The sequence below is a fragment of the Kitasatospora sp. NPDC086009 genome, from assembly GCF_044540385.1.
Classification (GTDB): domain Bacteria; phylum Actinomycetota; class Actinomycetes; order Streptomycetales; family Streptomycetaceae; genus Kitasatospora.
Window position 1 is genome coordinate 747215 of the sequence record NZ_JBITSA010000002.1, and the last position, 24043, is coordinate 771257.

At 74.0% G+C, this 24043-nt stretch carries 21 protein-coding genes and 1 pseudogene; 9 read left to right on the forward strand and 13 right to left on the reverse strand.

All coding sequences use genetic code 11. The features are described from left to right. Positions 1-87 precede the first annotated feature (87 nt). The 4 genes from ACIF6L_RS08990 to ACIF6L_RS09005 all read left to right on the forward strand — a co-directional run bounded on the left by ACIF6L_RS08990 (position 88) and on the right by ACIF6L_RS09005 (position 4797). Complete coding sequence (locus ACIF6L_RS08990) at positions 88-2061, forward strand: heavy metal translocating P-type ATPase (RefSeq protein WP_396486781.1); 1974 nt, start codon at positions 88-90, stop codon at positions 2059-2061. Positions 2062-2065: 4 nt separating this feature from the next. Continuing rightward, the gene (locus tag ACIF6L_RS08995; RefSeq protein ID WP_396486780.1) at positions 2066-2476 is read left to right on the forward strand and encodes a (2Fe-2S) ferredoxin domain-containing protein; all 411 of its coding nucleotides are present in this window, start codon (positions 2066-2068) and stop codon (positions 2474-2476) included. 126 nt (positions 2477-2602) lie between these two features. After that, positions 2603-2866 carry a hypothetical protein gene (locus ACIF6L_RS09000; RefSeq protein WP_329487101.1) on the forward strand — a complete coding sequence of 88 codons (264 nt, stop codon included), beginning with the start codon at positions 2603-2605 and terminating at the stop codon, positions 2864-2866. A 263-nt stretch (positions 2867-3129) separates the two neighbouring features. Beyond that, entirely contained in the window at positions 3130-4797 is a 1668-nt protein-coding gene (locus ACIF6L_RS09005) for a fibronectin type III domain-containing protein (RefSeq protein WP_396486779.1), read from the forward strand. A 152-nt stretch (positions 4798-4949) separates the two neighbouring features. Here the strand turns inward: ACIF6L_RS09005 and ACIF6L_RS09010 are convergent, their stop codons facing one another. After that, positions 4950-5435, reverse strand: coding sequence for a peroxiredoxin (locus tag ACIF6L_RS09010; RefSeq protein ID WP_359802253.1), 486 nt, complete (start codon positions 5433-5435; stop codon positions 4950-4952). 265 nt (positions 5436-5700) lie between these two features. Here ACIF6L_RS09010 and ACIF6L_RS09015 point away from each other — a divergent pair, with 265 nt between their 5' ends. Beyond that, positions 5701-6792, forward strand: a complete 1092-nt coding sequence (locus ACIF6L_RS09015; protein WP_359802251.1) for a substrate-binding domain-containing protein — start codon at positions 5701-5703, stop codon at positions 6790-6792. A 61-nt stretch (positions 6793-6853) separates the two neighbouring features. Here ACIF6L_RS09015 and ACIF6L_RS09020 read toward each other — a convergent pair whose 3' ends face one another. Both ACIF6L_RS09020 and ACIF6L_RS09025 read right to left on the reverse strand, forming a co-directional pair. Next, a complete protein-coding gene (locus ACIF6L_RS09020; protein WP_359802249.1) occupies positions 6854-7186 on the reverse strand; it encodes a YnfA family protein in 333 nt (110 codons plus the stop codon). Positions 7187-7274: 88 nt separating this feature from the next. After that, positions 7275-8489, reverse strand: coding sequence for a pyridoxal phosphate-dependent aminotransferase (locus ACIF6L_RS09025; protein WP_329487096.1), 1215 nt, complete (start codon positions 8487-8489; stop codon positions 7275-7277). 96 nt (positions 8490-8585) lie between these two features. Here ACIF6L_RS09025 and ACIF6L_RS09030 point away from each other — a divergent pair. Beyond that, positions 8586-9020: pseudogene (locus ACIF6L_RS09030) on the forward strand (winged helix-turn-helix transcriptional regulator); the annotation flags it as partial. A gap of 609 nt (positions 9021-9629) precedes the next feature. Then, positions 9630-10451, forward strand: coding sequence for an SGNH/GDSL hydrolase family protein (locus ACIF6L_RS09035; protein ID WP_359834219.1), 822 nt, complete (start codon positions 9630-9632; stop codon positions 10449-10451). A 105-nt stretch (positions 10452-10556) separates the two neighbouring features. Here ACIF6L_RS09035 and ACIF6L_RS09040 read toward each other — a convergent pair whose 3' ends face one another. Together ACIF6L_RS09040 and ACIF6L_RS09045 are read right to left on the reverse strand one after the other, a co-directional pair. Beyond that, positions 10557-11012, reverse strand: coding sequence for a contact-dependent growth inhibition system immunity protein (locus ACIF6L_RS09040; protein WP_396486778.1), 456 nt, complete (start codon positions 11010-11012; stop codon positions 10557-10559). 64 nt (positions 11013-11076) lie between these two features. Further along, positions 11077-12711 (reverse strand): DUF2079 domain-containing protein, encoded by a 1635-nt coding sequence (locus ACIF6L_RS09045; protein WP_396486777.1) that lies wholly within the window; start codon positions 12709-12711, stop codon positions 11077-11079. A 281-nt stretch (positions 12712-12992) separates the two neighbouring features. On the opposite strand from ACIF6L_RS09045, the gene ACIF6L_RS09050 reads away from it, so the two are divergent. Further along, positions 12993-13895 (forward strand): pentapeptide repeat-containing protein, encoded by a 903-nt coding sequence (locus tag ACIF6L_RS09050; protein WP_396486776.1) that lies wholly within the window; start codon positions 12993-12995, stop codon positions 13893-13895. A 292-nt stretch (positions 13896-14187) separates the two neighbouring features. Here the strand turns inward: ACIF6L_RS09050 and ACIF6L_RS09055 are convergent, their stop codons facing one another. The 8 genes from ACIF6L_RS09055 to ACIF6L_RS09090 all read right to left on the reverse strand — a co-directional run bounded on the left by ACIF6L_RS09055 (position 14188) and on the right by ACIF6L_RS09090 (position 21005). Beyond that, the gene (locus tag ACIF6L_RS09055; RefSeq protein WP_359834215.1) at positions 14188-14790 is read right to left on the reverse strand and encodes a hypothetical protein; all 603 of its coding nucleotides are present in this window, start codon (positions 14788-14790) and stop codon (positions 14188-14190) included. Beyond that, positions 14787-16064 carry a hypothetical protein gene (locus tag ACIF6L_RS09060; protein ID WP_396486775.1) on the reverse strand — a complete coding sequence of 426 codons (1278 nt, stop codon included), beginning with the start codon at positions 16062-16064 and terminating at the stop codon, positions 14787-14789. The genes ACIF6L_RS09055 and ACIF6L_RS09060 overlap by 4 nt, the downstream gene beginning before the upstream one ends. A 1-nt stretch (position 16065) precedes the next feature. Then, positions 16066-16800, reverse strand: a complete 735-nt coding sequence (locus ACIF6L_RS09065) for an ATP-binding cassette domain-containing protein (protein WP_396486774.1) — start codon at positions 16798-16800, stop codon at positions 16066-16068. Between the two features lie 171 nt (positions 16801-16971). After that, the gene (locus ACIF6L_RS09070; RefSeq protein WP_329487087.1) at positions 16972-17373 is read right to left on the reverse strand and encodes a hypothetical protein; all 402 of its coding nucleotides are present in this window, start codon (positions 17371-17373) and stop codon (positions 16972-16974) included. A gap of 355 nt (positions 17374-17728) precedes the next feature. Continuing rightward, a complete protein-coding gene (locus tag ACIF6L_RS09075; RefSeq protein WP_396486773.1) occupies positions 17729-18460 on the reverse strand; it encodes a tyrosine-protein phosphatase in 732 nt (243 codons plus the stop codon). Between the two features lie 96 nt (positions 18461-18556). Continuing rightward, a complete protein-coding gene (locus ACIF6L_RS09080) occupies positions 18557-19618 on the reverse strand; it encodes a Scr1 family TA system antitoxin-like transcriptional regulator (protein ID WP_396486772.1) in 1062 nt (353 codons plus the stop codon). A 279-nt stretch (positions 19619-19897) separates the two neighbouring features. Beyond that, on the reverse strand, positions 19898-20053 hold the full coding sequence (locus ACIF6L_RS09085) for a hypothetical protein (protein ID WP_396486771.1): 156 nt from the start codon (positions 20051-20053) through the stop codon (positions 19898-19900). A gap of 55 nt (positions 20054-20108) precedes the next feature. Then, a complete protein-coding gene (locus tag ACIF6L_RS09090) occupies positions 20109-21005 on the reverse strand; it encodes an aminoglycoside phosphotransferase family protein (protein WP_396486770.1) in 897 nt (298 codons plus the stop codon). Between the two features lie 316 nt (positions 21006-21321). Between ACIF6L_RS09090 and ACIF6L_RS09095 the strand changes: the two genes are divergently transcribed. Next, positions 21322-23790 (forward strand): Tex family protein, encoded by a 2469-nt coding sequence (locus ACIF6L_RS09095; RefSeq protein WP_396486769.1) that lies wholly within the window; start codon positions 21322-21324, stop codon positions 23788-23790. Positions 23791-24043 lie beyond the last annotated feature (253 nt).

Sequence of the window (24043 nt, forward strand, 5' to 3'; positions counted from 1 at the left end):
GGGCATCCTACGGGGCGGGGCTCAGGCGGGGCCCGGCACGCAGGAACGAATGAAAGTGTGTTCATATGTTCCTGTATCGTGGCGGACATGTCCGCCACCGTGCTCACCCGACCGCCGGTCCCCACCGCCCCCGCGACGGCGCCCCCGCGCCGCACCCGGGTGCTCGCGCTGCCCGAGGCCCGCTGGGCGGCCGCCGCCACCGCGGCCTTCCTGGCCGCCCTCGCCGTGCGGTTGCTCGACGGCCCCGGGTGGGCGTCCGGGGCGCTGTACGCGGCCGCGTACCTGGCCGGCGGCTGGGAACCGGCCCTGGCCGGGCTGCGGGCGCTGCGCGAGCGGACCCTGGACGTCGACCTGCTGATGGTGGTCGCCGCCCTCGGCGCCGCGGCCATCGGCCAGCCGCTGGACGGCGCCCTGCTGATCGTGATCTTCGCGACCAGCGGCGCCCTGGAGGCGCTGGCCACCGCCCGCACCGCCGACTCCGTCCGGGGCCTGCTCGACCTCGCCCCCGCCACGGCCTGCCGGCTCACCGCCGACGGCCGGGAGGAGACCGTCCCCACCGCCGCACTCGCCGTCGGCGACACCGTGCTGGTCCGCCCTGGCGAGCGGATCGGCGCCGACGGCCGGGTCCTCGACGGCAGCAGCGAGGTCGACCAGGCCACCATCACCGGCGAACCGCTGCCCGCCGCCCGGTCCGCCGGCGACGAGGTGTACGCGGGCACCCTCAACGGCGGCGGCGCGCTGCGGATCCGGGTCGAACGGGACGCCGCCGACTCCGTGATCGCCCGGATCGTCGCCATGGTGCAGGAGGCCTCCGAGACCAAGGCGCCCACCCAGCTCTTCGTCGAGAAGGTCGAACAGCGCTACGCCGCCGCTCTGGTGGCCGCCACCCTGCTGCTCTTCGCCGTCCCGCTCGCCCTCGGCGCGGAGCTGACCGCCACCCTGCTGCGCGCCATGACGTTCATGATCGTCGCCTCGCCGTGCGCCGTGGTGCTGGCCACCATGCCGCCGCTGCTCTCCGCCATCGCCAACGCCGGCCGGCACGGCGTGCTGGTCAAGTCCGCCGTGGTGATGGAGCGGCTCGGCCAGGTGGACACCGTCGCCCTGGACAAGACCGGCACTCTCACCGAGGGCACGCCGAAGGTCGTCGAGCTGCGCCCGCTGGGCGTCACCGAGGCCGAGCTGCTCTCCCTCGCGGCCGCCGCCGAGCACCCCAGCGAGCACCCGCTGGCCCGGGCGGTGGTCGCCGCCGCCCGCGAGCGCGGCCTGGTGCCGCCCTCGGCCACCGACTTCACCGCCACCCCGGGGATCGGCGTGCGGGCCGTGGTCGGCGGCGCGGTGGTCGCGGTGGGCGCCCCCGGTCCGTACCGCGGGCACCCCGCGGTCGCCGAGCTGGAGGCGGCCGGCCGCACCGCCGTCCTGGTGCTGCGCGACGGGGAGCCGGTCGGCGTGCTCGGCCTCGCCGACCGCCCGCGCGAGCAGGCCTCGGCCGCCGTCCGGGGTCTGGCCGCGCTCACCGGCCGCCCACCGGTGCTGCTCACCGGCGACAACCGGCTCGCCGCCGAGCACCTCGCCCGGGAGGTCGGTCTGACCGACGTCCGGGGCGCGCTGCTGCCCCAGGACAAGGTGGCGGCGGTCCGCGAACTGGCCGACGGCGGGCACCGGGTGCTGATGGTCGGGGACGGCGTCAACGACGCCCCCGCGCTGGCCGCCGCGCACAGCGGCGTCGCGATGGGCCGGGCCGGGTCCGACCTCGCCCTGGAGACCGCGGACGCGGTGGTGGTGCGCGACGAACTGACCGCGGTGGCGGCCGTGGTGGCGCTCTCCCGGCGGGCCCGCCGGCTGGTCGTGCAGAACCTGGCGATCGCCGGGGCGTTCATCACCGTCCTGGTGGTCTGGGACCTGGCCGGTACGCTGCCACTGCCGCTCGGTGTCGCCGGGCACGAGGGCTCCACCGTGATCGTCGGCCTCAACGGCCTGCGGCTGCTGCGCGAACGGGCGTGGCTGCGGGCCCTCCACCAGGAAGCCCCGGGCGCCGGGGCCGGGAACCACGAGGAGCGCTGAGCCGATGAGCCGTCGAGACCGCGAGCGCGGTGGCGGGAAGGGGCCCGCGGCCCCGGTGACCGTCACCGTCTGCCGGGGCTGCTGCTGCGGCACCCAGGAGAAGCACCCGGGCGTCGACCACGCGGGCCAGTACGAGCGGCTGCGCGAGGCCGTCGGTGGAGCGGGCAAGGTCCGCGCGGTCAAGTGCCTGGACGCGTGCGCGCACTCCAACGTCGTGGTGGTCGGCCCGTCCAGCGAGGGCCGCGAGGCCGGCGGCCGCCCGGTCTGGCTGGGCTGGGTGCTGGCGGACGACATGGTCGAGGAGATAGCCGAGTGGGTGCACGCCGGCGGCCCGGGCCTGGCCGAGCCGCCGGGGCTGCTCGACCTCCAGCAGGTCACCGTCTCCCGCCGGATCCGCGACGGCCTCCCGGGCTGAGGCGCCGGGAGCCCGGTCCGGCGGCGCGCACCGGGCCCGGTGCGGGTGCCCGGCTCCGGGGCGGTCCGTCCGGCGGGCCGGGGCACTACCATTTACCGGGCGCCCCGGCTTGGGAGGAATCACGACGTGACCACGGTCTGCCGCATCTGCGCGGGCACCGGCCGCACCGCCGGTCTCAGCTGCCGCACCTGCCAGGGCACCGGCACCACCGAGGTCGGCGGCGGTGGCGGCAACTGCTTCCTCTGCGACGGCACCGGTGTCTACGTCCGCTACCGGGTCGACGCGGCCGGCGCCAAGCACGCCTACCGCGACGAGGTCTGCCGGACGTGCGACGGCACCGGCAACCGCGCCCCCTCCACCTGGGACGAGATCGCCCCGCCGCCGCGCTGAGGCCGTCGGCCGGCGGAGCCCTTCGTCTGCCGGGGCCCCGGCCGGTAGCGCAGGGCCCCGGCCGGTACGGGGGAGCCGGCGACGGGGGATCAGGAGCCGGGGGATCAGGACCCGGGCCGGGCCGGATGATCCGGCGGCCTCCGGCCGCCCGGGGCGACTTTGCCGAGACATGGTCGAACATTGGCGTTCGACTGACCGGCACGCCGGGGTGCGTTCACCGCCTGTAGGTGTGCGGTCAACGCTGCGCTGGAAGAGTCCCGCCCATGGATATCCCCCACATGGGCGTGCCCGCGAAGCTCGCCGACCGCATGAGCATGGCCGAGCAGCACGAGTACCTGCGGGCCCGTTTCTCCCGCCGCCGGATGCTGACCGCCGGTGCCGTCGGCGTCGGCGCCCTGGCCGTGGGCGGTTCGCTGGGCAGCGGTGTCGCGACGGCCGCGCCGGCCTCCCCGCAGCTGCTGACCGGCGGCACGGCCGACGGCGTCGACGGCTCGCTCGTCGCCCCGATCGGCCGTCACCTCGCGTTCGGCCCCGAGCCGGACACCCAGTTCCGGGTCTCCTGGCAGGTCCCGGCCCCGGTGAAGAAGCCGTTCCTGCGCTACGGCAGGAACCCGTGGGACCTCGGCCACAAGGTCCAGGCCGAGGTGCGCGCCCTGCACACCCCCGCGCTGACCCCGACCGGCCGGCCGGTGGACCAGTACTACCTGCACGTCGCACTGGAGGACCTCCAGCCCGACACCACGTACTACTACGGCGTCGGCCACCAGGGCTTCGACCCGGCCTCGCAGCAGGCGATCTCCACCCTGAGCGCCTTCCGCACCGCGCCCTCGCGCGACCACCGCTGGGGCAAGGTGTACGAGCCGTTCACCTTCACCGCCTTCGGTGACCAGGGCGTCAGCGCGCACGCGGCCGGCAACGACCACGTGATCCTGGCCCAGAACCCGGCCTTCCACCTGCACGCCGGCGACATCTGCTACGCCGACCCGGCCGGCTCCGGCCAGGACGCCGACAAGTCGGTGTACAACGCCCGCACCTGGGACGACTTCCTGGTCCAGACCGAGACGGTCGCCTCGAAGGTCCCGTGGATGGTCTCCTACGGCAACCACGACATGGAGGCCTGGTACTCGCACCACGGGTACGGCGGCGAGAACAACCGCTTCTTCCTGCCGGACAACGGCCCGGACCCGCGGACCGTCCCCGGCGTCTACAGCTTCCGCTACAAGAACGTCGGCGTCATCTCGCTGGACGCCAACGACGTCTCCTACGAGATCCCGGCCAACCTGGGCATCTCGGCGGGCAAGCAGACCGCGTGGCTGCAGCGCACCCTGAAGGACCTCCGCAACGACGAGACCGTCGACTTCGTCGTGGTCTTCTTCCACCACTGCGCCTTCTCCACCACCCACCAGCACGCCTCCGAGGGCGGGGTGCGCGAGGCGTGGGTGCCGCTGTTCGAGAAGTACCGGGTGGACCTGGTGATCAACGGTCACAACCACGTCTACGAGCGCACCGACGCGATCCTCGGCAACAAGGTCTCCAAGGCGGTGCCGAGCGGCGCCACCGTCGAGCCGGCCACCGACGGCGTGGTGTACGTGACGGCGGGCGCGGCCGGCCGCAGCCTGTACAGCTTCGACGCCCCGGACACCTACGAGGGCCACGAGAACCGGCTGGACTCGGTGGACACCTACCACTTCGCCAAGGGCGGGGTGAAGGTGACCGAGAAGGTCGAGTGGTCGCGGGTCCGCTACACCGGCTACTCGTTCATCAAGGTCGACGTCACCCCGGCGCACCTGGGGCAGAAGTCGTCGATGAAGGTCACCGCGCTCGCCGAGAACGGCACGCAGGTCGACCACTACACGATCCTGCGCAAGGTCGGCGAGGGCTGGGACGGCACCACCGACGACGACGGCGAGGGCGGCGGCTGGGGCTGGTAGTCCGTCCCGCGCGCCCGGGGGCGCGGAGACCGGCCCCACGGGGCCCGGTGGCCCGGTCGGGAACTCCCGGCCGGGCCACCGGCGTGTCCGGCCCGGCCCGGGGACTGCCGCGTGCGCCGCCCGGGCTCCCCGCCGCCCGCCGGCGGGCCGGTCTAGCCGAGTGCGGCCAGTTGCGCCGCGAGGGTGTCGCTGTGCTGGAAGGTCAGCCCGGCGAGCGCGACGTGCTTCCAACGGACCGTGCCGTCGCCGTCCAGGACGAACACCGAGCGGCGCAGCCCGAGCCCGGGCACCGCGATGCCGTAGGCGCGGACGACGGTCCGGTCCGGGTCGGCGAGCAGCGGGAAGCCCAGGCGGTGCTTGCGGGCGAACTGCTCGTGGCTGTCCAGCCCCTGCGGGCTGATGCCCCACACGGTGGCGCCCAGGCCGCGGAAGCGGTCCAGGTCGGAGCTGTACGAGCAGAGCTGCTTGGTGCAGACCGCGGTGTCGTCGCCGGGGTAGAAGACCAGGAGCAGCGGGGCGCCCTTGGCTTCGGCGAGGCGGTACTCGCGGCGTTCGGCGGTGCCGGCCTGCTCGTCGAACAGCAGGCCGGGCAGGGTGAACTCGGGGGCGAGGGAGCCGATTTCGGGGGGTTTGGCCATCGCTGTGCGGTCCTCACGGGTGGGTGGTGGGGTCGCCGCCCACCCTATGCCCGGGTGACGGCCGGGCTCGTGATGTTGAAGAGTTGACGCCGGTCTGTGAAGGCTTCGCGACTGTCGTGCGGGAATATCCGACGGACCTTCACTTCATAACGAATCGAGCAGCAAGGTATCGAGTTTCCCTTCAGTTATTGACGGAATCGCCGAGCGCGGCTTGACTCCGACCTCTGCCGCAAAGCCGCGGCGCAGTCAGGAGGCAGCACCCACCATGAACAGAACGACCCGTCGCGCGGGCGCGGGCACGGCCACGCTCGCGCTGGCCCTCGCCCTCGCAGCCTGCGGCCAGAGCGACGGAGCGGCACCGCACTCGGACGGCGTCGCCGGCAAGACCATCGGGCTGCTGCTGCCCGAGAAGACCTCCTCGACCCGGTACGAGGCCTTCGACAAGCCGCTGATCGAGGCCACGGTGGAGTCCCTCTGCACCGGCTGCGTCGTCGACTACGCCAACGCCGACGGCGACGAGACCGTCCAGAAGCGGCAGTTCGACGACCTGCTGGCCAAGGGCGTCAAGGTCGTCCTGCTCGACCCGGTGAACGCCAAGGTCACCGCCCCCTGGGTGGAGGCCGCCGCCGCCAAGGGCGTGAAGGTCGTCGCCTACGACCGGCTGGCGGAGGGCAAGGTCGCCGCCTACGTGTCCTTCGACAACCAGCGCACCGGCGAGATCCAGGGCCAGGCCCTGCTCGACGCGCTCGGCCCGAAGGCCGCCGCCGCCACGGTCGTGATGATCAACGGCGCCGAGTCCGACCCCAACGCGGCGATGTTCAAGGCCGGCGCGCACCGGTCGCTCGACGGCCGGGTCAAGAAGATCGGCTACGAGCAGTCCGGCGAGTGGAAGCCGGAGGTGGCCCTGGCGAAGACCAACGAGGCCATCCAGGCCCTCGGCAAGGACGGTTTCCAGGCCGTGTACGCGGCCAACGACGGCATGGCCGCGTCCGTCATCGAGGCGCTCAAGGCGGCCGGGATCAAGAACGTCCCGGTCGGCGGCCAGGACGCCTCCATCGACGCGGTGCGCCGGGTGCTGACCGGCGAGCAGTCCTTCACCGTCTACAAGCCGTACAAGCCCGAGGCGGACGCCGCCGGGAGCATCGCCGTCCAGCTGCTGAAGGGGATGGACATCAACGCGGCGGCCAACGCGGGGGTCGACAGCGGCGGACAGCGGATCCCCTCGCTGCTGCTCACCCCGATCGTGGTGACCAAGGCGAAGGTGCAGGCCACGGTGGTCGGCGGCGGCCTGTACAAGGCGGCCGACATCTGCACCGCGCCGTTCGCGGACGCCTGCGCGGCGGCCGGCGTCAAGTAGGCGGGGGTGCCGGCGTCCGCCGGCGTCCGCCCGCCCCGGTGCTGTGCGGCAGCGCCGCCGCTCAGCGCCGGGGGCCGTACATGATCACGGCGACCCCGGCCAGGCAGACCAGCGCCCCGGCCACGTCGTAGCGGGTGGGCCGGAAGCCGTCCACCGCCATGCCCCAGAGCAGCGAGCCGGCCACGAAGACGCCGCCGTACGCGGCCAGCACCCGGCCGAAGTCGCTGTCCGGCTGGAGCGCGGCGACGAAGCCGTACCCGCCGAGTACCACCACCCCGAGGCCGGCCAGCCACCACGGCCGCTCCTCCCGCACGCTCTGCCAGATCAGCCAGCAGCCGCCGATCTCGGCGAGGGCGGCGAGGGCGAACAGGGCGGCGGAGCGCAGGACCGTCATGGTCGCCAAGCCTACGAGCCGCGGCGGGCGGGGCCGTGCCCGCGTCGCCGGGGGTGCGGGGGCTCCCGGACCGCCGGCGACCGGGGCGTCAGGTCTGTCGGTAGGTGGCGAGGAAGCGGCCGATCCGGTTGATCGCGGTCTCCAGGTCGTCGGCCCGGGGGAGGGTGACGAAGCGGAAGTGGTCCGGGCGCGGCCAGTTGAAGCCGGTGCCCTGGACGACGTGGATCTTCTCGCGGAGCAGCAGGTCCAGGACGAACCGCTCGTCGTCGACGATCCGGTGCACCGCCGGGTCCAGCCGGGCGAACGCGTACAGCGCGCCCTTGGGCTTCACACAGCTGACGCCGGGGATCTCGTTCAGCGCCTTGTACGCGACGTCGCGCTGCTCGGTGAGCCGGCCGGCGGGCAGGACGAGGTCGTTGATGGACTGGTGGCCGCCGAGCGCGGCCTGGACGGCGTACTGGGCCGGGACGTTGGGGCAGAGCCGCATGCCGGAGAGCATGGTGAGGCCCTCCAGGTAGTCGGTGGCGTGCTGCTTGGGCCCGGAGACGACCAGCCAGCCGCTGCGGAAGCCGGCCACCCGGTAGGACTTGGAGAGGCCGTTGAAGGTGAGCGTCAGCACGTCCTCGGCGAGTGCGGCCAGGCAGTGGTGCTCGGTGTCGTCGTAGAGGATCTTGTCGTAGATCTCGTCGGCCAGCACCATCAGCTGGTGCCGGCGGGCGAGGTCGAGGATGCCCTCCAGCAGTTCCTTCGGATAGACCGCGCCGGTCGGGTTGTTGGGGTTGATGACGACGATGGCCTTGGTGCGGTGGGTGATCTTGGCCGCGATGTCGTCGAGGTCCGGGTACCAGTCCGCCTGCTCGTCGCAGGCGTAGTGGACGGCCTTGCCGCCGGCCAGCCGGACCACGGCCGTCCAGAGCGGGTAGTCGGGCATCGGGACGAGCACCTCGTCGCCGTCGTCGACCAGGGCCGTGACGGCCATCTGGATCAGCTCGGAGACGCCGTTGCCGAGGTAGACGTCGTTGACGGTCACTCCGGCGACGCCGCGCTGCTGGTAGTACTGCACCACCGCGCGACGGGCCGGCAGGATGCCGCGCGAGTCGCTGTAGCCGTGGGCGTTGGGCAGGTTGCGGATGATGTCCTGGAGGATCTCCTCCGGCGCCTCGAAGCCGAACGGCGCCGGGTTGCCGGTGTTCAGCCGCAGCACACTGTGCCCGGCCGCCTCCAGCGCATTGGCCTGGTCGACCACCGGGCCCCGGATCTCGTAGCACACACCCGTCAGCTTGCTGGACTGCCGAAACTCCATCTGAGGCCTCCCGACCGGTCAACCCGCACGTTCTGCTCGCTTTGTTCTACCAAGTAAGCACTTGGAAAGTCCAACCTTTTGGCTATGCTGATCCACATGTCACGCCGAAGCTACGACCAGTACTGCGCCGTCGCCCGCGCCCTGGACGCGGTGGGGGAGCGCTGGAGTCTCCTGATCGTCCGTGAACTCCTCGCCGGCCCGCGCCGCTACACCGACCTGCACGCCGACCTGCCCGGCGTCTCCACCGACATCCTCGCCGCCCGGCTCAAGCAGCTGGAGGGCGAGGGCCTGGTGCTGCGCCGGCGGCTGGAACGGCCGGCCAACGCCACCGTGTACGAGCTCACCGAGCGGGGCGCGACGCTGCGCCGGGTGGTCGACGCCCTGGGTGCCTGGGGCCTCGACCTGCTCGGCGAGCAGCGGCCGACGGACGCGGTGCGGGAGCACTGGGTCACGGGTGCGGACGGCGCGGGCGGCGCGGAGGCGGCCGGCGGGGTGGCCGGACCGGACGGCGGGCGCGAACTGTCGGCGGACGGCACGGTGGTGGCGGGCTAGGGTGCCGCGGGAGGCGATCCGCGGGTGCCGTCCCGGCGCACCTCGCGCGGACGTCGCCTTCGCCCCTCAAGCCCGTCGACGCCCGCGCTGACGGCTTCCGCCGGCCGCTGACGGAGGAGGGCGGGTACGCGACCGGGTCCGGATCCCCGACGACGCGTGGCTGCCGGCCGACCTCCCGGTCCGGCGGAGCCCGGTCACGGACCGGGCTCGCGCAGCTCTCCGCGAGAGCTGCGCGAACCCCTCCGTACCGGCGGCGGATCCGTGACGGCTCCGGCGACCAGCTCCCCCGTTGCTGGTCGTCGCTCCGCGCCGGCGGTCGGGTGACCCGGACGAGTGCGGCCGCGGTGGTGCACGGGCTGCGGCCGGTCCTGCGCTCCGGGTGCCCTCCTCGGCGGGTGGTGCCTGCCGGGCGTCCCCTCCCGGCCCGACCCACTCTGGCGCAGGCCGATAAACGGCCGGTCGGCGTTCGGTTGCCGCCGCCGTTGATTCGGGCCGATCCGGCCCGGTGCCCCGGTCCGGCTGTCGGGCTTGCGCGGTGCCGGGGGTGTCCCCGGCAGCCGGTGGAGGTGCGCGTACGATCGTCGGGCCATGGAGAACACAATGGAGAAGAGCGCGCCCGGCGCGCCCACCGAGCCCACCGGGTACACCAGTTACGTCGCCGTCGGGGACTCCTTCACCGAGGGCATGTGCGACGACCTGCTCCCCGACGGCCACTACCGGGGCTGGGCCGACCGGGTCGCCGACCGGCTCGCCGCCGAGCAGCCGGCCGGCGCCTTCCGGTACGCCAACCTCGCCGTCCGGGGCAAGCTGATCGGCCAGATCCACGACGAGCAACTGGCCACCGCCGCCGCGATGCGCGCCGACCTCGTCACCCTGGCCGGCGGCCTCAACGACGTGCTGCGGCCGCGCTGCGACATCGCCCAGGTCGAGGACCTGCTCGGCCGCTCCGCCACCGCGCTGCGCGCCACCGGCGCCACCGTGGTGCTGTTCACCAGTACCGACCCCACCCGCCGGATGGCGGGCAGCACCCGGCTGCTCCCGGCGATCCTGCGGATGAAGGCCTTCGTGCACGAGCTCGGCCAGGACCGGGGGATCGCGGTGGTCGACCTCTTCTCCGCCCCGTGCTTCGACGACCGCCGCCTCTGGGCCGAGGACCGCCTGCACCTCGGCCCCGAGGGCCACCGCCGGGTCGCCGAGGCCGTCCTGGAGGCGCTCGGCCGCCCCGCCGCCTTCGACTGGCGCGCCCCGCTGCCGGCCGCCGCCCTGCCAGGCCGGGCGGAGAAGCTGGCCGCCGACGCCCGCTGGGCCCGGACACACCTCGGCCCCTGGATCGGCCGCCGCCTCACCGGCCGCTCCTCGGGCGACGGCCGCCCGCCGAAGCGCGCGGAGCTGCTGCCGTACGAGGGCTGAGCGTTTCCCGGGTGCCCGGGCACCGGGTCGGCCGTCGCCGCACCGGCCGTGGCCCGCCCGCCGCCCGGGTGGCGGCCGGGCGCCGGAGCGTGCGGAGCGGTCGCGCTACGAGGGCTGAGCGGTTCCCGGCTCGCCGGGCACCGACCGGGCCGGGAAGCGCTCGGCCTCCCGACGGAGCGGTGGGGGCAGCCCGACCGATTCCGCGAGGATCTGCCGGCGCCGGTGCCGGAGTGCGGGCTGACGGCTCCGGACGCCCGGACTCCTGGTGAGCACGGCGTGGAGCAGGTCGCCCTCGTAGAAGTCGCCCGCCACCATCGGGTCGTCCCGCAGGACGTCCAGCGCCCGTGGCAGGAGGTGCGGCAGGCCCACGTCCTGCCGGATCAGCAGACGCAGGTCCTCGACGGTCAGCTCGCCGACCGGCTTGCGCCGCGGGGCGTGCGCGGTCGCCACCAGCCGGGTCGCGCCGACCGGGAGGTCCGGCCCACGGCCGCTCTCGCGGTCGGGTTCGCGGCCGCTCTCGCGGTCGGGTTCGAGGTCCGCCGGGGAGGGGTCTCGGTTCACCGGACGACTGTAGGCGGGGCCGCCGCGGCCTCCCGGGGTCGGCCCGGTCGGCCCCGGAACCCGGTCAGCCCCGGAAGAGGTTGTGGCCGACGTCCGACGGCACCTCGTCCTGGTACCCCGTGCTGCCCGGGCCGGGCACGTGCTCGCCGGGGACCGGCTCGGAGCTCTCCCGGTGCAGCAGCACCACGCCGTCCTCGGACCAGACCTGCCGGTAGCCGTGTGCCAGCAGCAGCTCGATCCGGGCCGCCTGCTCGCGGTCGGTCTTGAACGGGAACGCGCGCTTGTCGGCGCGGATCAGCACGTACTCGCGCCCGCGCGGGGTGCCGTCCACCAGCACCACGTCGGTGCGGGCGGTCAGCCGGGGGGCGGCCTGGTTGTCGGCCTCGACCGTGACGCCGGCCGGGATCCGCTCGGCGCCCCGGATCAGCGCCGCCTCGCTCGGCTTCGCCTGCCAGTAGGCGGGGACGAACAGGCCGGCCGCCCCGAGCGGCAGCGCGGCCGCGATCGTCACGGCGGCCGCCGCCACGCCGAGGCGGCGGGTGCGCACGCGGTCGTGCCGGCGGCCCAGCACCTCCAGCGCCGCGACCAGCAGGACCGGCCAGAGGAACGCGTCGTAGTGCCGGGCGATCGACCAGTGGTTCGGGTTGCTGGAGAGCACCCGCTCCGCCAGCAGCGGCAGGGCGCAGAGCACCGTGGCGGAGCGCAGCGGCAGAAGGAACAGGGTGCCGAAGATCCAGAGCAGCAGCAGCGGCTTCAGCGGGGCGTCGAAGGCGGCCGACACCAGCAGCGTCGGGTCCGCGAGCACGCTGGAGGCGGCGTCGCCGGCGTCCGTCCCCAGCGAGCCGTAGTTCCAGTAGTAGCCGGGCACCCCGCCCATCGCCGGTACCAGCCAGGCGATCGCCACCACCGAGGCGAGCGGTCCGCCGAGCAGGAAGCCGGTGCCCCAGCGGAGGGTTCGCCGGCGCCGGTCGCGGTCCTCGTCCCGGCGGGCCCGCAGCAGCAGCACCAGCCCGTACGCGCCGACCGCCAGCCCCAGGTCCTCCTTGGTGCAGCAGAGCAGCAGACCGGCCAGCGCCGCCGTGCCGTAGCGGCGGGCCAGCCCACGCTCCAGCATCAGCAGGGTGAGCGGGACGGCGAAGGCGACCTCGTGGAAGCCGCCGCGCGAGGCCACCAGCAGCGGCCAGCCCAGCCCGTAGGCGAGGCCCGCCAGGTCGGCGGCGCGGCGGGCGGTGCGTGGGTCGGCGTCCGCGAAGCAGCGGTCGGCGACCCGGCGGACCAGCGGGACCCCGGCGGCGAACAGCAGTGCCTGGCCCACGAGCAGCGAGCGCGGGTCGTCCCAGAGCCAGTACAGCGGCGACAGCAGCGCGATCACGGGGGAGAAGTGGTCGCCGAGGAGCGAGAAGTCCGGCGGGAACTCGTGGTGGAAGCTCTTCAGCGACGACACCGGCAGACCGAAGTGCGCGTAGCCGCGCACGCCCTGGTCGAAGATGCCGAGGTCGAAGCCGCCCAGCTGGGCGGTGGTCCACTGCTGGGCACCGATCGCCAGGCAGACGGCGAAGCAGAGCAGGGTGAGGGCGGCGGTACGGGCGCGGGGCGGGAGGCGCAGGGCCGCCGCCGCCTTCGCGGGTGCGGGGTCGCCCGTGGTGCGGGCGTCCTCGCTCTCGGTGTCCGGGTACGGCGTGACGTCGTGCCGGGACATGCCTGATTCCTCCACTGTTCGGTTGCTCCGGTGCCTGCGGTGCCCCCGATTCGTACGGACCTTCGTACAGATCCCGAACCGACACCGGCCGACCACACTAACGGACTGCCGCTCACCGCCCCCCGGTTCCCGGGCCGCCCCGGCCCCGGTGTCGGTACGCTCTACGACGGGCCCCGCGCACTGCGCGCGAGCCCCCGGCAGGCCCGGCAGCCCCTGGCCGCCCCTGCCGCCCCGCAGACCCGGACCGCCCGGGCGCCGCCGTACGGAGGAACACCAGCACAGTGACCGAGCCCACGCCCGCCCCGATCAGCCTGCTGTCCGACTGCGGGAGCTGTTTCGGGCTGTGCTGCGTCGCGCTGCCGTTCGCGGCCGGCGCCGACTTCGCCGTCGCCAAGGCGGCCGGCACCCCGTGCCGCAACCTGCAGACCGACTTCGGTTGCGGCATCCACGCCCAGCTGCGCGACCGCGGTTTCCAGGGCTGCACGGTCTACGACTGTTTCGGGGCCGGTCAGCGGGTCTCCCAGGTCACCTTCGGCGGCCGGAGCTGGCGCGAGGCACCGGAGGACACCCGGCGGATGACCGACGTGTTCCCGGTGGTGCGGCAGCTGCACGAACTGCTCTGGTACCTCACCGAGGCGCTCTCCTACGAGCCCGCCCGCCCGCTCCGTGCCGAGCTGCGCCGGGCGCTCGCGGAGACCGACCGGCTCGCGGCCGGCACCCCGGCGGAGATCCTGGCGGTGGACGTGCCCGCCCACCGCCAGGAGGTGAGCGAGCTGCTGCTGAAGGCGAGCGAGCTGGTCCGGGCCGCCGTCCCGCGCCGCAAGGAGCACCGGGGCGCGGACCTCTTCGGTGCCCGCCTGCGCGGCGCCGACCTGCGGGGCGCCAACCTGCGCGGGGCGCTGCTCGTCGCGGCCGACCTCTCGGGCGCGGACCTGCGGACCGCCGACCTGATCGGCGCGGACCTGCGGGACGCCAACCTGGCCGGCGCCGACCTCACCGATGCGCTCTTCCTCACCCAGGCCCAGCTCAACGCCGCCCGCGGGGACGCCGCCACCAAGCTGCCCCCCGCCCTCACCCGCCCCACCCACTGGCCCGCCACGGCCACCACCCCGGCGGCCGCCGACCGCCGCCCCCCGCGCAAGCCCCGCCCCGGCAGCCCCGGCAGCCGCACCCGCCGCCGCTGACGGCCAGCCGGGGGGCGACGGGCGCGGGCGCGGGCACGGAACGTCGAGCGGGCCGACCGGCTGCGCACGGGATCCTGATTCAGGGGCCCGGTGCGGGTGCCGGTACCGGAGCCGGATCGGCGCGGCGGGCGTGTTTCGTCGCGGCTCCGAGTGCGGGTGCTTCGCTCTGATCGGTGGTGCGGGGGAAGTCGAGTGGGCCGACTTCCCACGCACGGACGTGGACGGCCGGAGGGCGGGATTCCTGGTCAGTACTGCGCAGGAAGTCGGACGGGCCGATTTCCTGCGCGGGGTGTCAGGTCAGGACGTTCTGGTCTGTCAGGGGGCGGGGGCGCAGGAGGGCGCAGGTGGTGCCGGCCAGGAGGGTGAGGGTGACGGCGGTGAGCGCCTGGGTGGATGCGGCGGGGTGGAGGGGCCAGGCCCAGGGTTGGGGGCGGCCGTCGGGGTGCCAGCCGGCCGCCGCGCAGAGCAGCGGGACGGCGGCGATCGCGGCGGCGGCCGGGCGGTGACCGATCAGCGGGTGCAGCAGCAGCGCCGAACCGAGGTAGCCGGCGATGTTGCGGGCGAGGACGAGGGCGAGGTCGTCCTGGCCGGCCGCGTGGGTGAGCAGGCCCAGCGCCGCGCCCGCCGTCGCGACGGCCAGGGCGAGTGCGGTGTCCAGCCCCCGCAGGAAGCGTCCGGCGACGGCCTCCGTCCGCAGGTCGCCCCGGCCGAGGCCGTGCAGCAGGAACGCGGCGGGCAGCAGCGTGATGATGTGCCCCACCAGGAAGTGGCCCGCATGCCCGTGCAGTGCGGGCACCGGCAGTTCACCGTCGCCGATGAGCAGGCCCACCGCGAACGTCCCGGCCAGGGCGGCGACGACGGCGGGTACCGCGCGTGCCTTGCACCACCAGATCACCGGTCACCGCCCGGGGGCAGTGCGGGTGCCGGGGTGTCGCAGTGGCGCAGGGCCTCGGTGGCCGCCCGGTACCAGTCGAGTTGGGCTTCCCGGGGGAGCCGCAGCAGGTGCCCGGCGAGCGCGGCGTCCTCCGCGCCGAACCGACCCCGGGCGGCGGGCGCCGCTCCGTCCGGGGCGGCCTCGGCGGTGAGCCACGCGGCCACCGGTCCGGCGGCCGCGCCGGCCGGGTAGGGGGCGCCCGCCCGGGCGCAGTCCGGGGTGCGGGGGAGCAGCCCGCCGACGACGCCGGGTGCCACGTCCTGCGCGCGGGCCGTGGTCGGGACGCCCAGCTTGGCCTCGCCCGGCCCCGGCCGGGCCGCCATGGTGAGCGTCGCGGGTACCGGGACGCCCCGCTCGGCCAGGGTGGTGACGACCCGTCGGGCCTCCGTCCGGACCAGGTCCGCACGGGCGGTGCCCAGCTCCGGCCAGAGGCAGATCCGCGGCCGGCCGTGGTCGCAGACCAGCGCGGTGCCGGGCCGGTCCAGTACGGGCTCGGGTCCGAGCCCCCGGGCGAGGTGGGTGGCGAGCGTGATCCCGCCGGCCGTCACCGCCAGCGCGACGGCGAGCGCGGCCGGCGCGCCGCGGTACCGGATCACCAGGACGGCCGCCGCGCACACCGCGCCCGAGAACGCCAGGGCGCTCAGCACGGCCTTCTGGTCGAGGACCTGGTCCACGGCGCAGCAGTCGGAGAGCCCGCCGCCGACCAGGTGCCGCAACCAGTAGGTGGTGGACGAGGCCGGGTAGGCGTTCAGCACGAAGCTGCTGACCAGGGCCAGCGGCACCGCGACCACCGGTACCAGGACCCGCCCGACGATCGAGCCGACCAGGGTGTTGGCGAGCAGCAGCCCGACCCAGGCGGCGAACAGGCCGGGCTGCGGCGTGCCGGCCACCGTGCCGCCGGCGACCGCGGCGGCGCCGACGGCCGCGGCCATGCCGAGTCCGCCCATCACCACCACCGGGAGCAGGACGGGCGCCGTGATCGCCAGCGGCGACCGGACCGGTGAGCGGTCGAGGACCCGCCCCCGGTGCAGTCGGCCGCCCTCCCCGGCCCCGGCGGCCGCGCAGGCCGCGCCGGCGAACGGCAGCGCGATGCTCGCGTGTCCGGTGGCGGAGAGGCCGTAGCCGGGGGTGACCCAGTCGGTGATCTCGTCGCCGAGCGCGACGAGCAGGAAGCCGACCAGGAACGGCAGTGCCCGCAGTCCGGCGGAGGTGCGGAGGACGGTGCGCAGCAGCACGTCAGGCCTCCCGCTCGACCAGGTGCGTGTAGGCGGCCTCGGCACCCTCGCCCCGGCCGGGGGCGAGGGCGTGGAACTCCTCGATGCCGCCCTGGAACCGGACCCGGCCCTGGTCCAGCACCACCACGTGCCGGTAGCTCGTGGCGAGGTCCTCGGTCTGGTGGGTGGAGACGATCACGCTCACCTCGGTGGTCAAGTCCTCGACGAGGGTGCGGAACATGCCGCGCTGCGCCGGGTCGAGCCCGGCGGTCGGCTCGTCCATCAGGATCAGTTCGCTGCGGTGCGCCAGGCAGCCGGCGATGCCCAGCCGGCGCAGCTGCCCGCCGGAGAGCCGGTGGCTGCGCCGGTCGGCGAGCGCGGCCAGCCCGACCCGGTCCAGCGCGCCGGCCGACGCGTGCCAGGCGTCGGCGCGCGACATGCCCTTCAACCACCCGCTGTAGGCGACCTGTTCGCGCACGCTGAGTCCCGGGACCGGGGTGACCTGTTGCGGCAGCCAGGCCACCGCCCGCCGGTAGGCCGCCCGGTCGCCGTGCCCGGTCGGGGTGCGTCCGCGCCAGGAGACCGAGCCTCGGCGCGGGGCGAGTTGGGAGGAGGCCAGGGCCATCAGGGTGGACTTGCCGGCGCCGTTGGGGCCGAGCAGGACGGTGGCCGGATCGTCGATCCGCAGGGCGAAGCCGGCGAAGAGTCCGGCTTTCCGGCTGTACTGGAAGTCGACGTGGTGGAACTCAAGGGACATGGCGGGCTCGACGCATTTCGCTCGGTGGGTGCGGGGCGATACCGGGGGAGGGGAGGGAGGCGGGTCGGCGGGCGGGGTCTCCACCGGCCCACCGGGTCGTCGGGAGGCCGGGAATTCCCGGGAAGTCGGGGAACGCCCGGACTTCCCGGGACGCCGGTGGGCGGGGCGGGCTCAGTACTGGGTGCTCACCGAGTCGACCCAGAGCTTGCCGCCGGCGCGCACGCCCTCCAGCGCGAAGTAGTACTCGCCGGAGCTCTGGTCGCCCCAGACGGAGGTGTCGCACCGGTTCAGCCGGTACCCGTAGGCCCGGTCGGGGCCGACGACGTCCTTGTAGAGCTGGAGATCGGCGTTCTTGAACTCGTTGGTGTCGGTGGTGCAGCCCTTGAACGACACCGTCGTCACGGCGTCGTCCCGGTCGTAGTCCGTCCACCGGCGGGACTCGGAGCCGGGCCCCCAGTTGCTGATGTGGGACGTCCAGGAGCCCTCGGCGAGGGCCGGCGTCGCGCCGGCGAACCCGAGCAGCGCGCCGGCCACCAGAATGCCGCGCACGAGCGTGCGGTGCTTTGCGTGCATATCCCGTCCGATCTTTTCGGTGACGCCACAGGGGCGTCATGCAGGCAAAAAGAAGCGAGCGGAGGTTCGACTGCCATCGGCCTTGATCACCCGATCGGACGAGCCGCCGCGGGAACGACCTTAGCGTGCACGAACAGCTGCCAAGAACTATGATTTCCGGCCATTCGGAGGGTGGGGTTGATGGGGCCGGGGCTTGGCAAGCCGGTGATACGAAGTGCTCGAAGATTTGCTTGGCTGACGGGAAGTCGGCCAAGCATTTCCGCAGATGTCCTCGGATGAGCGAAAGGTTGTTCAGGTCTGATTTTGTAGGATTGTCATTTGCAAAATGGGGTGGCCAGTTCCCGCCGCCCGTCGGCTATTCGGTGAGCAGCCGGGAGCGCAGTGCGCCGATCAGTTCCTCGTCGACACCGAGTGTGCCGGTGGCATAGGCACGCACCGAGCCGTGGGTGGCGGTGAGGTCGGCGAGCACGTGCCGGATCACGTCCTCCGGCGCGCGCCCGTACCCCGGCCAGCGCAGCGTGCGCCCGGGGTGGGCGGCGTGCCAGTCGGCGACGAGGTGCGGCGTGGCCAGTTCGGTGAGGGCGAAGTCGGCCGCGATGTCGACCTCGGGGACGTCGAGCAGGGTGAGGAGCAGTGCGGCGATCAGCCCGGTGCGGTCCTTGCCGGAGGCGCAGTGGAAGACCACCGGGTGGTCCGCGGCCGCGACCAGTTCGATCACCTGGCGGATCTCCGCCACCCCGTCCTCGGTCACCTCGGCGAACCGGTCCGCGAGGTAGCGCCAGGGATCGACGTCCGGGTCGATCTCCGCCTGGTCGTACGGCCGGTGCTCGATCGAGAGGTTGTGGTAGGCCACGCCGTCCATCACGGGTATCCGCCCCTTGGCGGCGATCTCCCACGGGTAGCGCAGGTCGATCACGGTGCCGATGCCGAGGCCCCGGAACACCGCGAGGTCCTCGGGCGAGGAGAGCTTGCCCAGCGAGTCCGACCGGTAGAGCCGGCCCCACCGGACCGACAATCCGTCAGAGTTCCGGTATCCGCCCATGTCACGGAAGTTGTGCAGGGCGTCGAAGGCGATGTGTCGCGTCATGGCCGCACCCTACCGACCGCCGGCCGGGCGCCTCCCGGCGAGAACGGGCGAATCCCCTCCCCGGTGGCCCGGGGGAGGGGATTCGGATGCGGTCGTTCAGCGGCCGGGCGTCGGGAAGGAGTCGGTGCGGACGGCGTCGATGAAGGACTGCCAGGTGGTGGAGGGGAACGAGAGGACGGGGCCCTCGGGGTCCTTGGAGTCGCGGACGAGCAGGGAGGGGTGGCCTTCGGCCACCTCGATGCAGTTGCCGCCGTTGTTGTCGCTGTAGCTGGACTTGCGCCACGGAGTCTCGGGCGTGTGGGTCTTGACGGGAATCATGGTGAGAAGTCCTTCCCTCACGCTGCGGATCAGAGCGGCGCTGTCGCTGGGAGACAGCGCATCCGCCTGGAGGCGATCATAGGCCCGCTGCCTTCGCTGGACCTCCTTCGGATCCTCGATGAAGTGGCCCTGGTCCAGACTTTCGGAGTAGAGCCTGGTCTTGCCCTCGGCCGACGTCACCAGGGTGACGAGAGTGCCGAACGGGAGACGCTCGCCGAGACTGAAAGGCGCGATCTGGTGGACGATGTCGGGACGTTCTCCCATGCGCAGCAGGTGTCCCAGTTGCTCGTGCATGATCTCGGGTCCGCCGACGACCGAGCGGATGGCCGCCTCGGAGTGCACGACCATGAGAAGGGGGCCGCCCTGCTCGTTCAGCCGGTGCTGGCGGGCGAGCCGGGAGCTGACGCGCTCTTCGATCAGCGCATGGTTCCCGGCCGCGGTGCCGGAGGCCAGTAGCGCTCGCGCGTAGGCCTCGGTCTGCATGAGACCTGAAACGCGGATGAGTTGGAACTCGCAGATCGTCGAAGCCCGCTCCTCGAACCCGGCGTAGCGCCGGAACCAGTCCGGGTGCTCCACCCGGGCGTACCAGTCGATCTCCCTCCAGAGGTCCATCAGCTGTCCGCCGGTGTCCAGCAGCCGGTCGGCCGCGAGGACGAAGTCCTCCTGCGGGTTGCGGGTGCCGGCCTCGATGCGGGAGATGTGCGGGCGGCTGCACGGGACGAGTGCGGCGAGTTCGCCCTGCGAGATTCCCTTCGCGTCGCGGAATCGCCGCAGGACGGCACCGAACACCGCTCCCGCGCTCGACCGCAGGTTCGGATGGACGGACTTCTGACGAGTCATGGTTCAGGCCCCCCTGTGTCAAGACGTTCCCTGGAACCGGCTGATCACTCGTCACCGAATTCGGAACCGTCGATGCTAAGCGTGGAACGGAACGGGCGCGCGCGCTAGTGAGTGCACGAAGCGCCCTGCCCGCGCACGGCCCCCCCAATGCACCAGAAGGTGGCATCGTCATGCCCGAATCGCTTGACAGCACCCCTAGGGACCGATTCTGCTCCCTCCCGCGTCATCTCTCCTCCGCGTCCGCCGCGCGGATCGTGCTCCGGGGGTTCCTCGCGGACGTCACGGGCGGCGCATGCTACGGGGGGCGAGGCGGATGTCCTGCCGGTCGCCGACCGTGAGCTGGACGCCGCCGAGGGCCGCCCCGCCGATGCGCGGGCGCTGCTCGACGAGGCCGCCGAACTGGCCGCCGGCGCCGGGGCGAAGGCCGTCCTGCACTCGATCGACGAGGCGCGGGCCGAACTCTGACCGGTACGGGCGTCGGCGCGCCGCTTCACACGCTGCGGTCGGCGAGGACCTCGCGGATCACGTGGCGGGCGTTGGCCGCCAGGGCGGGGTTGGTGGTGCGGTAGTAGGGGAGTTGGATCAGGGCGATGGACAGGGCCCAGGCGCGGCCGCGGGCCCAGGTGGCGTCGTCGGCGGCGAGTGCGGCGCGGAAGGCGGGCCGGGCCGCGGCGGGGAGCAGGTTCCAGGCGACGATCTGGTCCACGGTCGGGTCGCCGACGCCCATGACGCCGAAGTCGATGACGGCGCGCAGCCGGCGGTTGCCGAGCAGGAGGTTCCCGGGGGACAGGTCGCCGTGCATCCAGGCGGGTCTCCCGGCGTGTTCCGGCAGGCGAAGTGCCTTCTCCCACGCGGTGGTTGCCGCCTCCGTGTCGATCGATCCGCGGAGCCGGCCGATGGCGGCCCGGGTGGAGGCGTCACGGGAGGCCAGCGGCACGCCCCGGGAGCCCGGTGGGCCGTCCGCCGGGTCGACCGCACGCAGCGCGGTGATGAACCCGGCGAGGTCCTGGGCGAGTTGGATCGGCGCGGTGGTCGCGCCGACCACCGGGTTGGCGCCGTCGATCCAGCGCAGCACCGACCACTCCCACGGGTAGCCGGCGGCGGGCCGGCCGAGTGCCAGCGGGGCGGGGATGGGGAGCGGCAGGTGTGGTGCCAGCTTCGGCAGCCAGCGCTGCTCGCGTTCGACGCTCCCGGCCGCCCACCCCACCCGGGGCAGCCGTACGGCGAGTTCGGGACCGAGCCGGAACATCGCGTTGTCCGTCCCGGAGGAGGCGACCCGTTCGAGCGGCAGCCCGGCCCAGTGGGGGAACTGGGCGGCGAGCAACCGCCGTACCAGGGCGGTGTCGATGTCCGGTTCGTCGTCATGCATCCGGGCCGCAGCGCACATGCCCGGCACTGTACTCCCGGGTTCCACGGCCGTTCACCGTATTTCGAACACCGGGGTGGGGCGGTGACGATCAGGTGGGGACGTCGGGTCGGGTGGGGGGCGCTCGGCGGTGCGGTCGCGCGGTGGGTGCCGCCGCGGCGGGCCGGACCGACGTCGTCCGGATCGCCGCCGACGGCCGCCCCTCCCCGACCGTCAACGGCTGAACTCCGCCGCCGCGCCACGCCCGGTCGCTCCGGGGGCGGCCGGGAGGTGTCGCCGGTCAGTGCCAGAATGCGGGGGTACGGGGAAAGCAACTCTGGAGAAGGTGACCGGCTTCGTGAGCACGCCAGACGAACAGGTGGCCCAGCAGGCCCAGCAGGCGATCGAGCGCAAGATCGCCGAGGAGCTGGGTGTCCGCGGCGGGCAGGTGAAGGCGGCCGTCGATCTGCTCGACGGCGGCGCGACCGTGCCGTTCGTGGCCCGCTACCGCAAGGAGGCGACCGGCTCGCTCGACGACACCCAGCTGCGCACCCTGGAGGAGCGGCTGCGCTACCTGCGGGAGCTGGAGGAGCGGCGCACGGCCGTCCTGGAGTCGATCGAGTCCCAGGGCAAGCTCGACGAGGCGCTGCGCGGGCAGATCCTCGCGGCCGACTCCAAGGCCCGCCTGGAGGACATCTACCTCCCGTTCAAGCCGAAGCGTCGGACGAAGGCGCAGATCGCCCGCGAGGCCGGTCTGGAGCCGCTCGCCGACACCCTGCTCGCGGACCCGACGCAGGACCCGGCGGCGGTGGCGGACGCCTATCTGAACGAGGCGGTGGCCGACCGGGCCGCCGCGCTGGAGGGCGCCCGGTCCATCCTGGTCGAGCGGTTCGGCGAGGACGCCGACCTGGTGGGCTCGCTGCGCGAGCGGATGTGGACCCGGGGCCGGGTGGTCGCCACCGTCCGTGCGGGCAAGGAGCAGGAAGGCGCCAAGTTCGCCGACTACTTCGACTTCGCCGAGCCGTACACCAAGCTCCCCTCGCACCGGATCCTGGCGATGCTGCGCGGCGAGAAGGAGGAGGTGCTGGACCTCGAACTCTCCCCCTACGACGGCGAGGAGGCCGGTGACCTCCCCGGCGCGAGCGACTACGAGCAGCGGATCGCCGCCCGCTTCGGCATCGCCGACCACGGCCGTCCGGCCGACAAGTGGCTCGGCGACACCGTCCGCTGGGCCTGGCGCACCCGCATCCTGGTGCGGCTCGGCATCGACCTGCGCGGCCGGCTCCGTCAGGAGGCCGAGGACGAGGCGGTGCGCGTCTTCGCCGCCAACCTGCGCGACCTGCTGCTCGCCGCACCGGCGGGCAGTCGCGCCACGATGGGCCTGGACCCGGGGTTCCGGACGGGCGTGAAGGTCGCGATCGTGGACGCCACCGGGAAGGTCGTCGCCTACGACACGATCTACCCGCACCAGCCCGCCAACAAGTGGGACGCTGCGCTGGCCACCCTGGCGGCGCTGGCGAGGAAGCACGGCGTGGACCTGGTCGCGATCGGCAACGGCACCGCCTCCCGCGAGACGGACAAGCTCGCCGAGGACCTCATCAAGCGCCACCCGGAGCTGAACCTCACCAAGGCGATGGTCAGCGAGGCCGGCGCCTCGGTCTACTCGGCCTCGGCGTTCGCGTCCCAGGAGCTGCCCGAGCTGGACGTGTCGATCCGCGGCGCGGTCTCCATCGCCCGCCGCCTCCAGGACCCGCTGGCCGAGCTGGTCAAGATCGACCCCAAGTCGATCGGGGTCGGCCAGTACCAGCACGACCTCAGCGAGGTGAAGCTGTCCCGCTCGCTGGACGCGGTGGTCGAGGACTGCGTCAACGCGGTCGGGGTGGACGTCAACACCGCCTCCGCGCCGCTGCTCACCCGGGTCTCCGGGATCACCGGCACGCTCGCGGACAACATCGTCGCGCACCGCGACGCCAACGGCCCGTTCCGGACCCGCAAGGCGCTCAAGGACGTCGCCCGGCTCGGTCCGAAGGCGTTCGAGCAGTGCGCGGGCTTCCTGCGGATCCCGGACGGCGACGACCCGCTGGACGCCTCCGGGGTCCACCCGGAGGCGTACCCGGTGGTGCGCCGGATCCTCGCCGGCACCGGCGGTCAGCTGCGCGAGCTGATCGGCAACAGCACCGCGCTGCGGGGCCTGCGGCCGGGGGACTTCGCCGACGAGACCTTCGGCATCCCGACCGTGACCGACATCCTCGGCGAGCTGGACAAGCCGGGCCGCGACCCGCGCCCGGCCTTCCGCACGGCCACCTTCAAGGAGGGCGTCGACAAGATCGGCGACCTGGAGGTCGGCATGGTGCTGGAGGGCGTGGTCACCAACGTCGCGGCCTTCGGGGCCTTCGTCGACGTGGGCGTGCACCAGGACGGGCTGGTGCACGTCTCGGCGCTGTCGAAGAACTTCGTCAAGGACCCGCGCGAGGTGGTCAAGCCGGGTGACATCGTCACCGTGCGGGTGACCACGGTGGACGTGCCGCGCAAGCGGATCGGGCTGACGCTGCGCCTCGACGACGAGGTCGGCCGGGAGCGCGGGGGCGACCGGGGTGACCGGGGTGACCGGCGCGGCGACCGCGGGGGCGACCGCGGCGGCCGGCAGGCGCGTCCGCCGCGCCAGGACCGGCGGGGCTCGGGCGGTGGCTCGGGTGCGGGCTCCGGCGGCTCCGGTTCGGGTGGCCAGGCCCCGCTGGGCAGCGGGGCGATGGCGGACGCGTTGCGCCGGGCCGGTCTGGCAGGCGGGTCCGGCTCCGAGGGCGGCCGCCGCTCCGGGCGCCGCTGAGGCAGCCTCCCCTGCTGGGGTCGCCGGGGCCCGGTTCCGCCGTTCGGACGTGACGCGGGCGGGGGGGGGGGGGGGGGGGGGGGCCCCCCCCCCCCCCCCCCCGCCGGGGGGGCGCCCCCCCCCGGCCCCCCCCGCCCCGCGGGTCTAAATGGGGCCGCCGGGGTGAACAGCACCGGCATGCCCCCCCCCCCCCGGGGGGGGGGGCGGGGGGCCCGGCCCCCCGGGCGGCGGGGGCCGGGGGGCGGGGGCGGGG

Bases quoted from the DNA above. Each gene is read 5' to 3' on its own strand.
- ACIF6L_RS08990 (WP_396486781.1), top strand. From the start codon at position 88: ATGTCCGCCACCGTGCTCACCCGACCGCCGGTCCCCACCGCCCCCGCG.
- ACIF6L_RS08995 (WP_396486780.1), top strand. From the start codon at position 2,066: ATGAGCCGTCGAGACCGCGAGCGCGGTGGCGGGAAGGGGCCCGCGGCC.
- ACIF6L_RS09005 (WP_396486779.1), top strand. From the start codon at position 3,130: ATGGATATCCCCCACATGGGCGTGCCCGCGAAGCTCGCCGACCGCATG.
- ACIF6L_RS09010 (WP_359802253.1), bottom strand. From the start codon at position 5,435: ATGGCCAAACCCCCCGAAATCGGCTCCCTCGCCCCCGAGTTCACCCTG.
- ACIF6L_RS09015 (WP_359802251.1), top strand. From the start codon at position 5,701: ATGAACAGAACGACCCGTCGCGCGGGCGCGGGCACGGCCACGCTCGCG.
- ACIF6L_RS09020 (WP_359802249.1), bottom strand. From the start codon at position 7,186: ATGACGGTCCTGCGCTCCGCCGCCCTGTTCGCCCTCGCCGCCCTCGCC.
- ACIF6L_RS09025 (WP_329487096.1), bottom strand. From the start codon at position 8,489: ATGGAGTTTCGGCAGTCCAGCAAGCTGACGGGTGTGTGCTACGAGATC.
- ACIF6L_RS09035 (WP_359834219.1), top strand. From the start codon at position 9,630: ATGGAGAACACAATGGAGAAGAGCGCGCCCGGCGCGCCCACCGAGCCC.
- ACIF6L_RS09045 (WP_396486777.1), bottom strand. From the start codon at position 12,711: ATGTCCCGGCACGACGTCACGCCGTACCCGGACACCGAGAGCGAGGAC.
- ACIF6L_RS09065 (WP_396486774.1), bottom strand. From the start codon at position 16,800: ATGTCCCTTGAGTTCCACCACGTCGACTTCCAGTACAGCCGGAAAGCC.
- ACIF6L_RS09070 (WP_329487087.1), bottom strand. From the start codon at position 17,373: ATGCACGCAAAGCACCGCACGCTCGTGCGCGGCATTCTGGTGGCCGGC.
- ACIF6L_RS09075 (WP_396486773.1), bottom strand. From the start codon at position 18,460: ATGACGCGACACATCGCCTTCGACGCCCTGCACAACTTCCGTGACATG.
- ACIF6L_RS09080 (WP_396486772.1), bottom strand. From the start codon at position 19,618: ATGACTCGTCAGAAGTCCGTCCATCCGAACCTGCGGTCGAGCGCGGGA.
- ACIF6L_RS09090 (WP_396486770.1), bottom strand. From the start codon at position 21,005: ATGTGCGCTGCGGCCCGGATGCATGACGACGAACCGGACATCGACACC.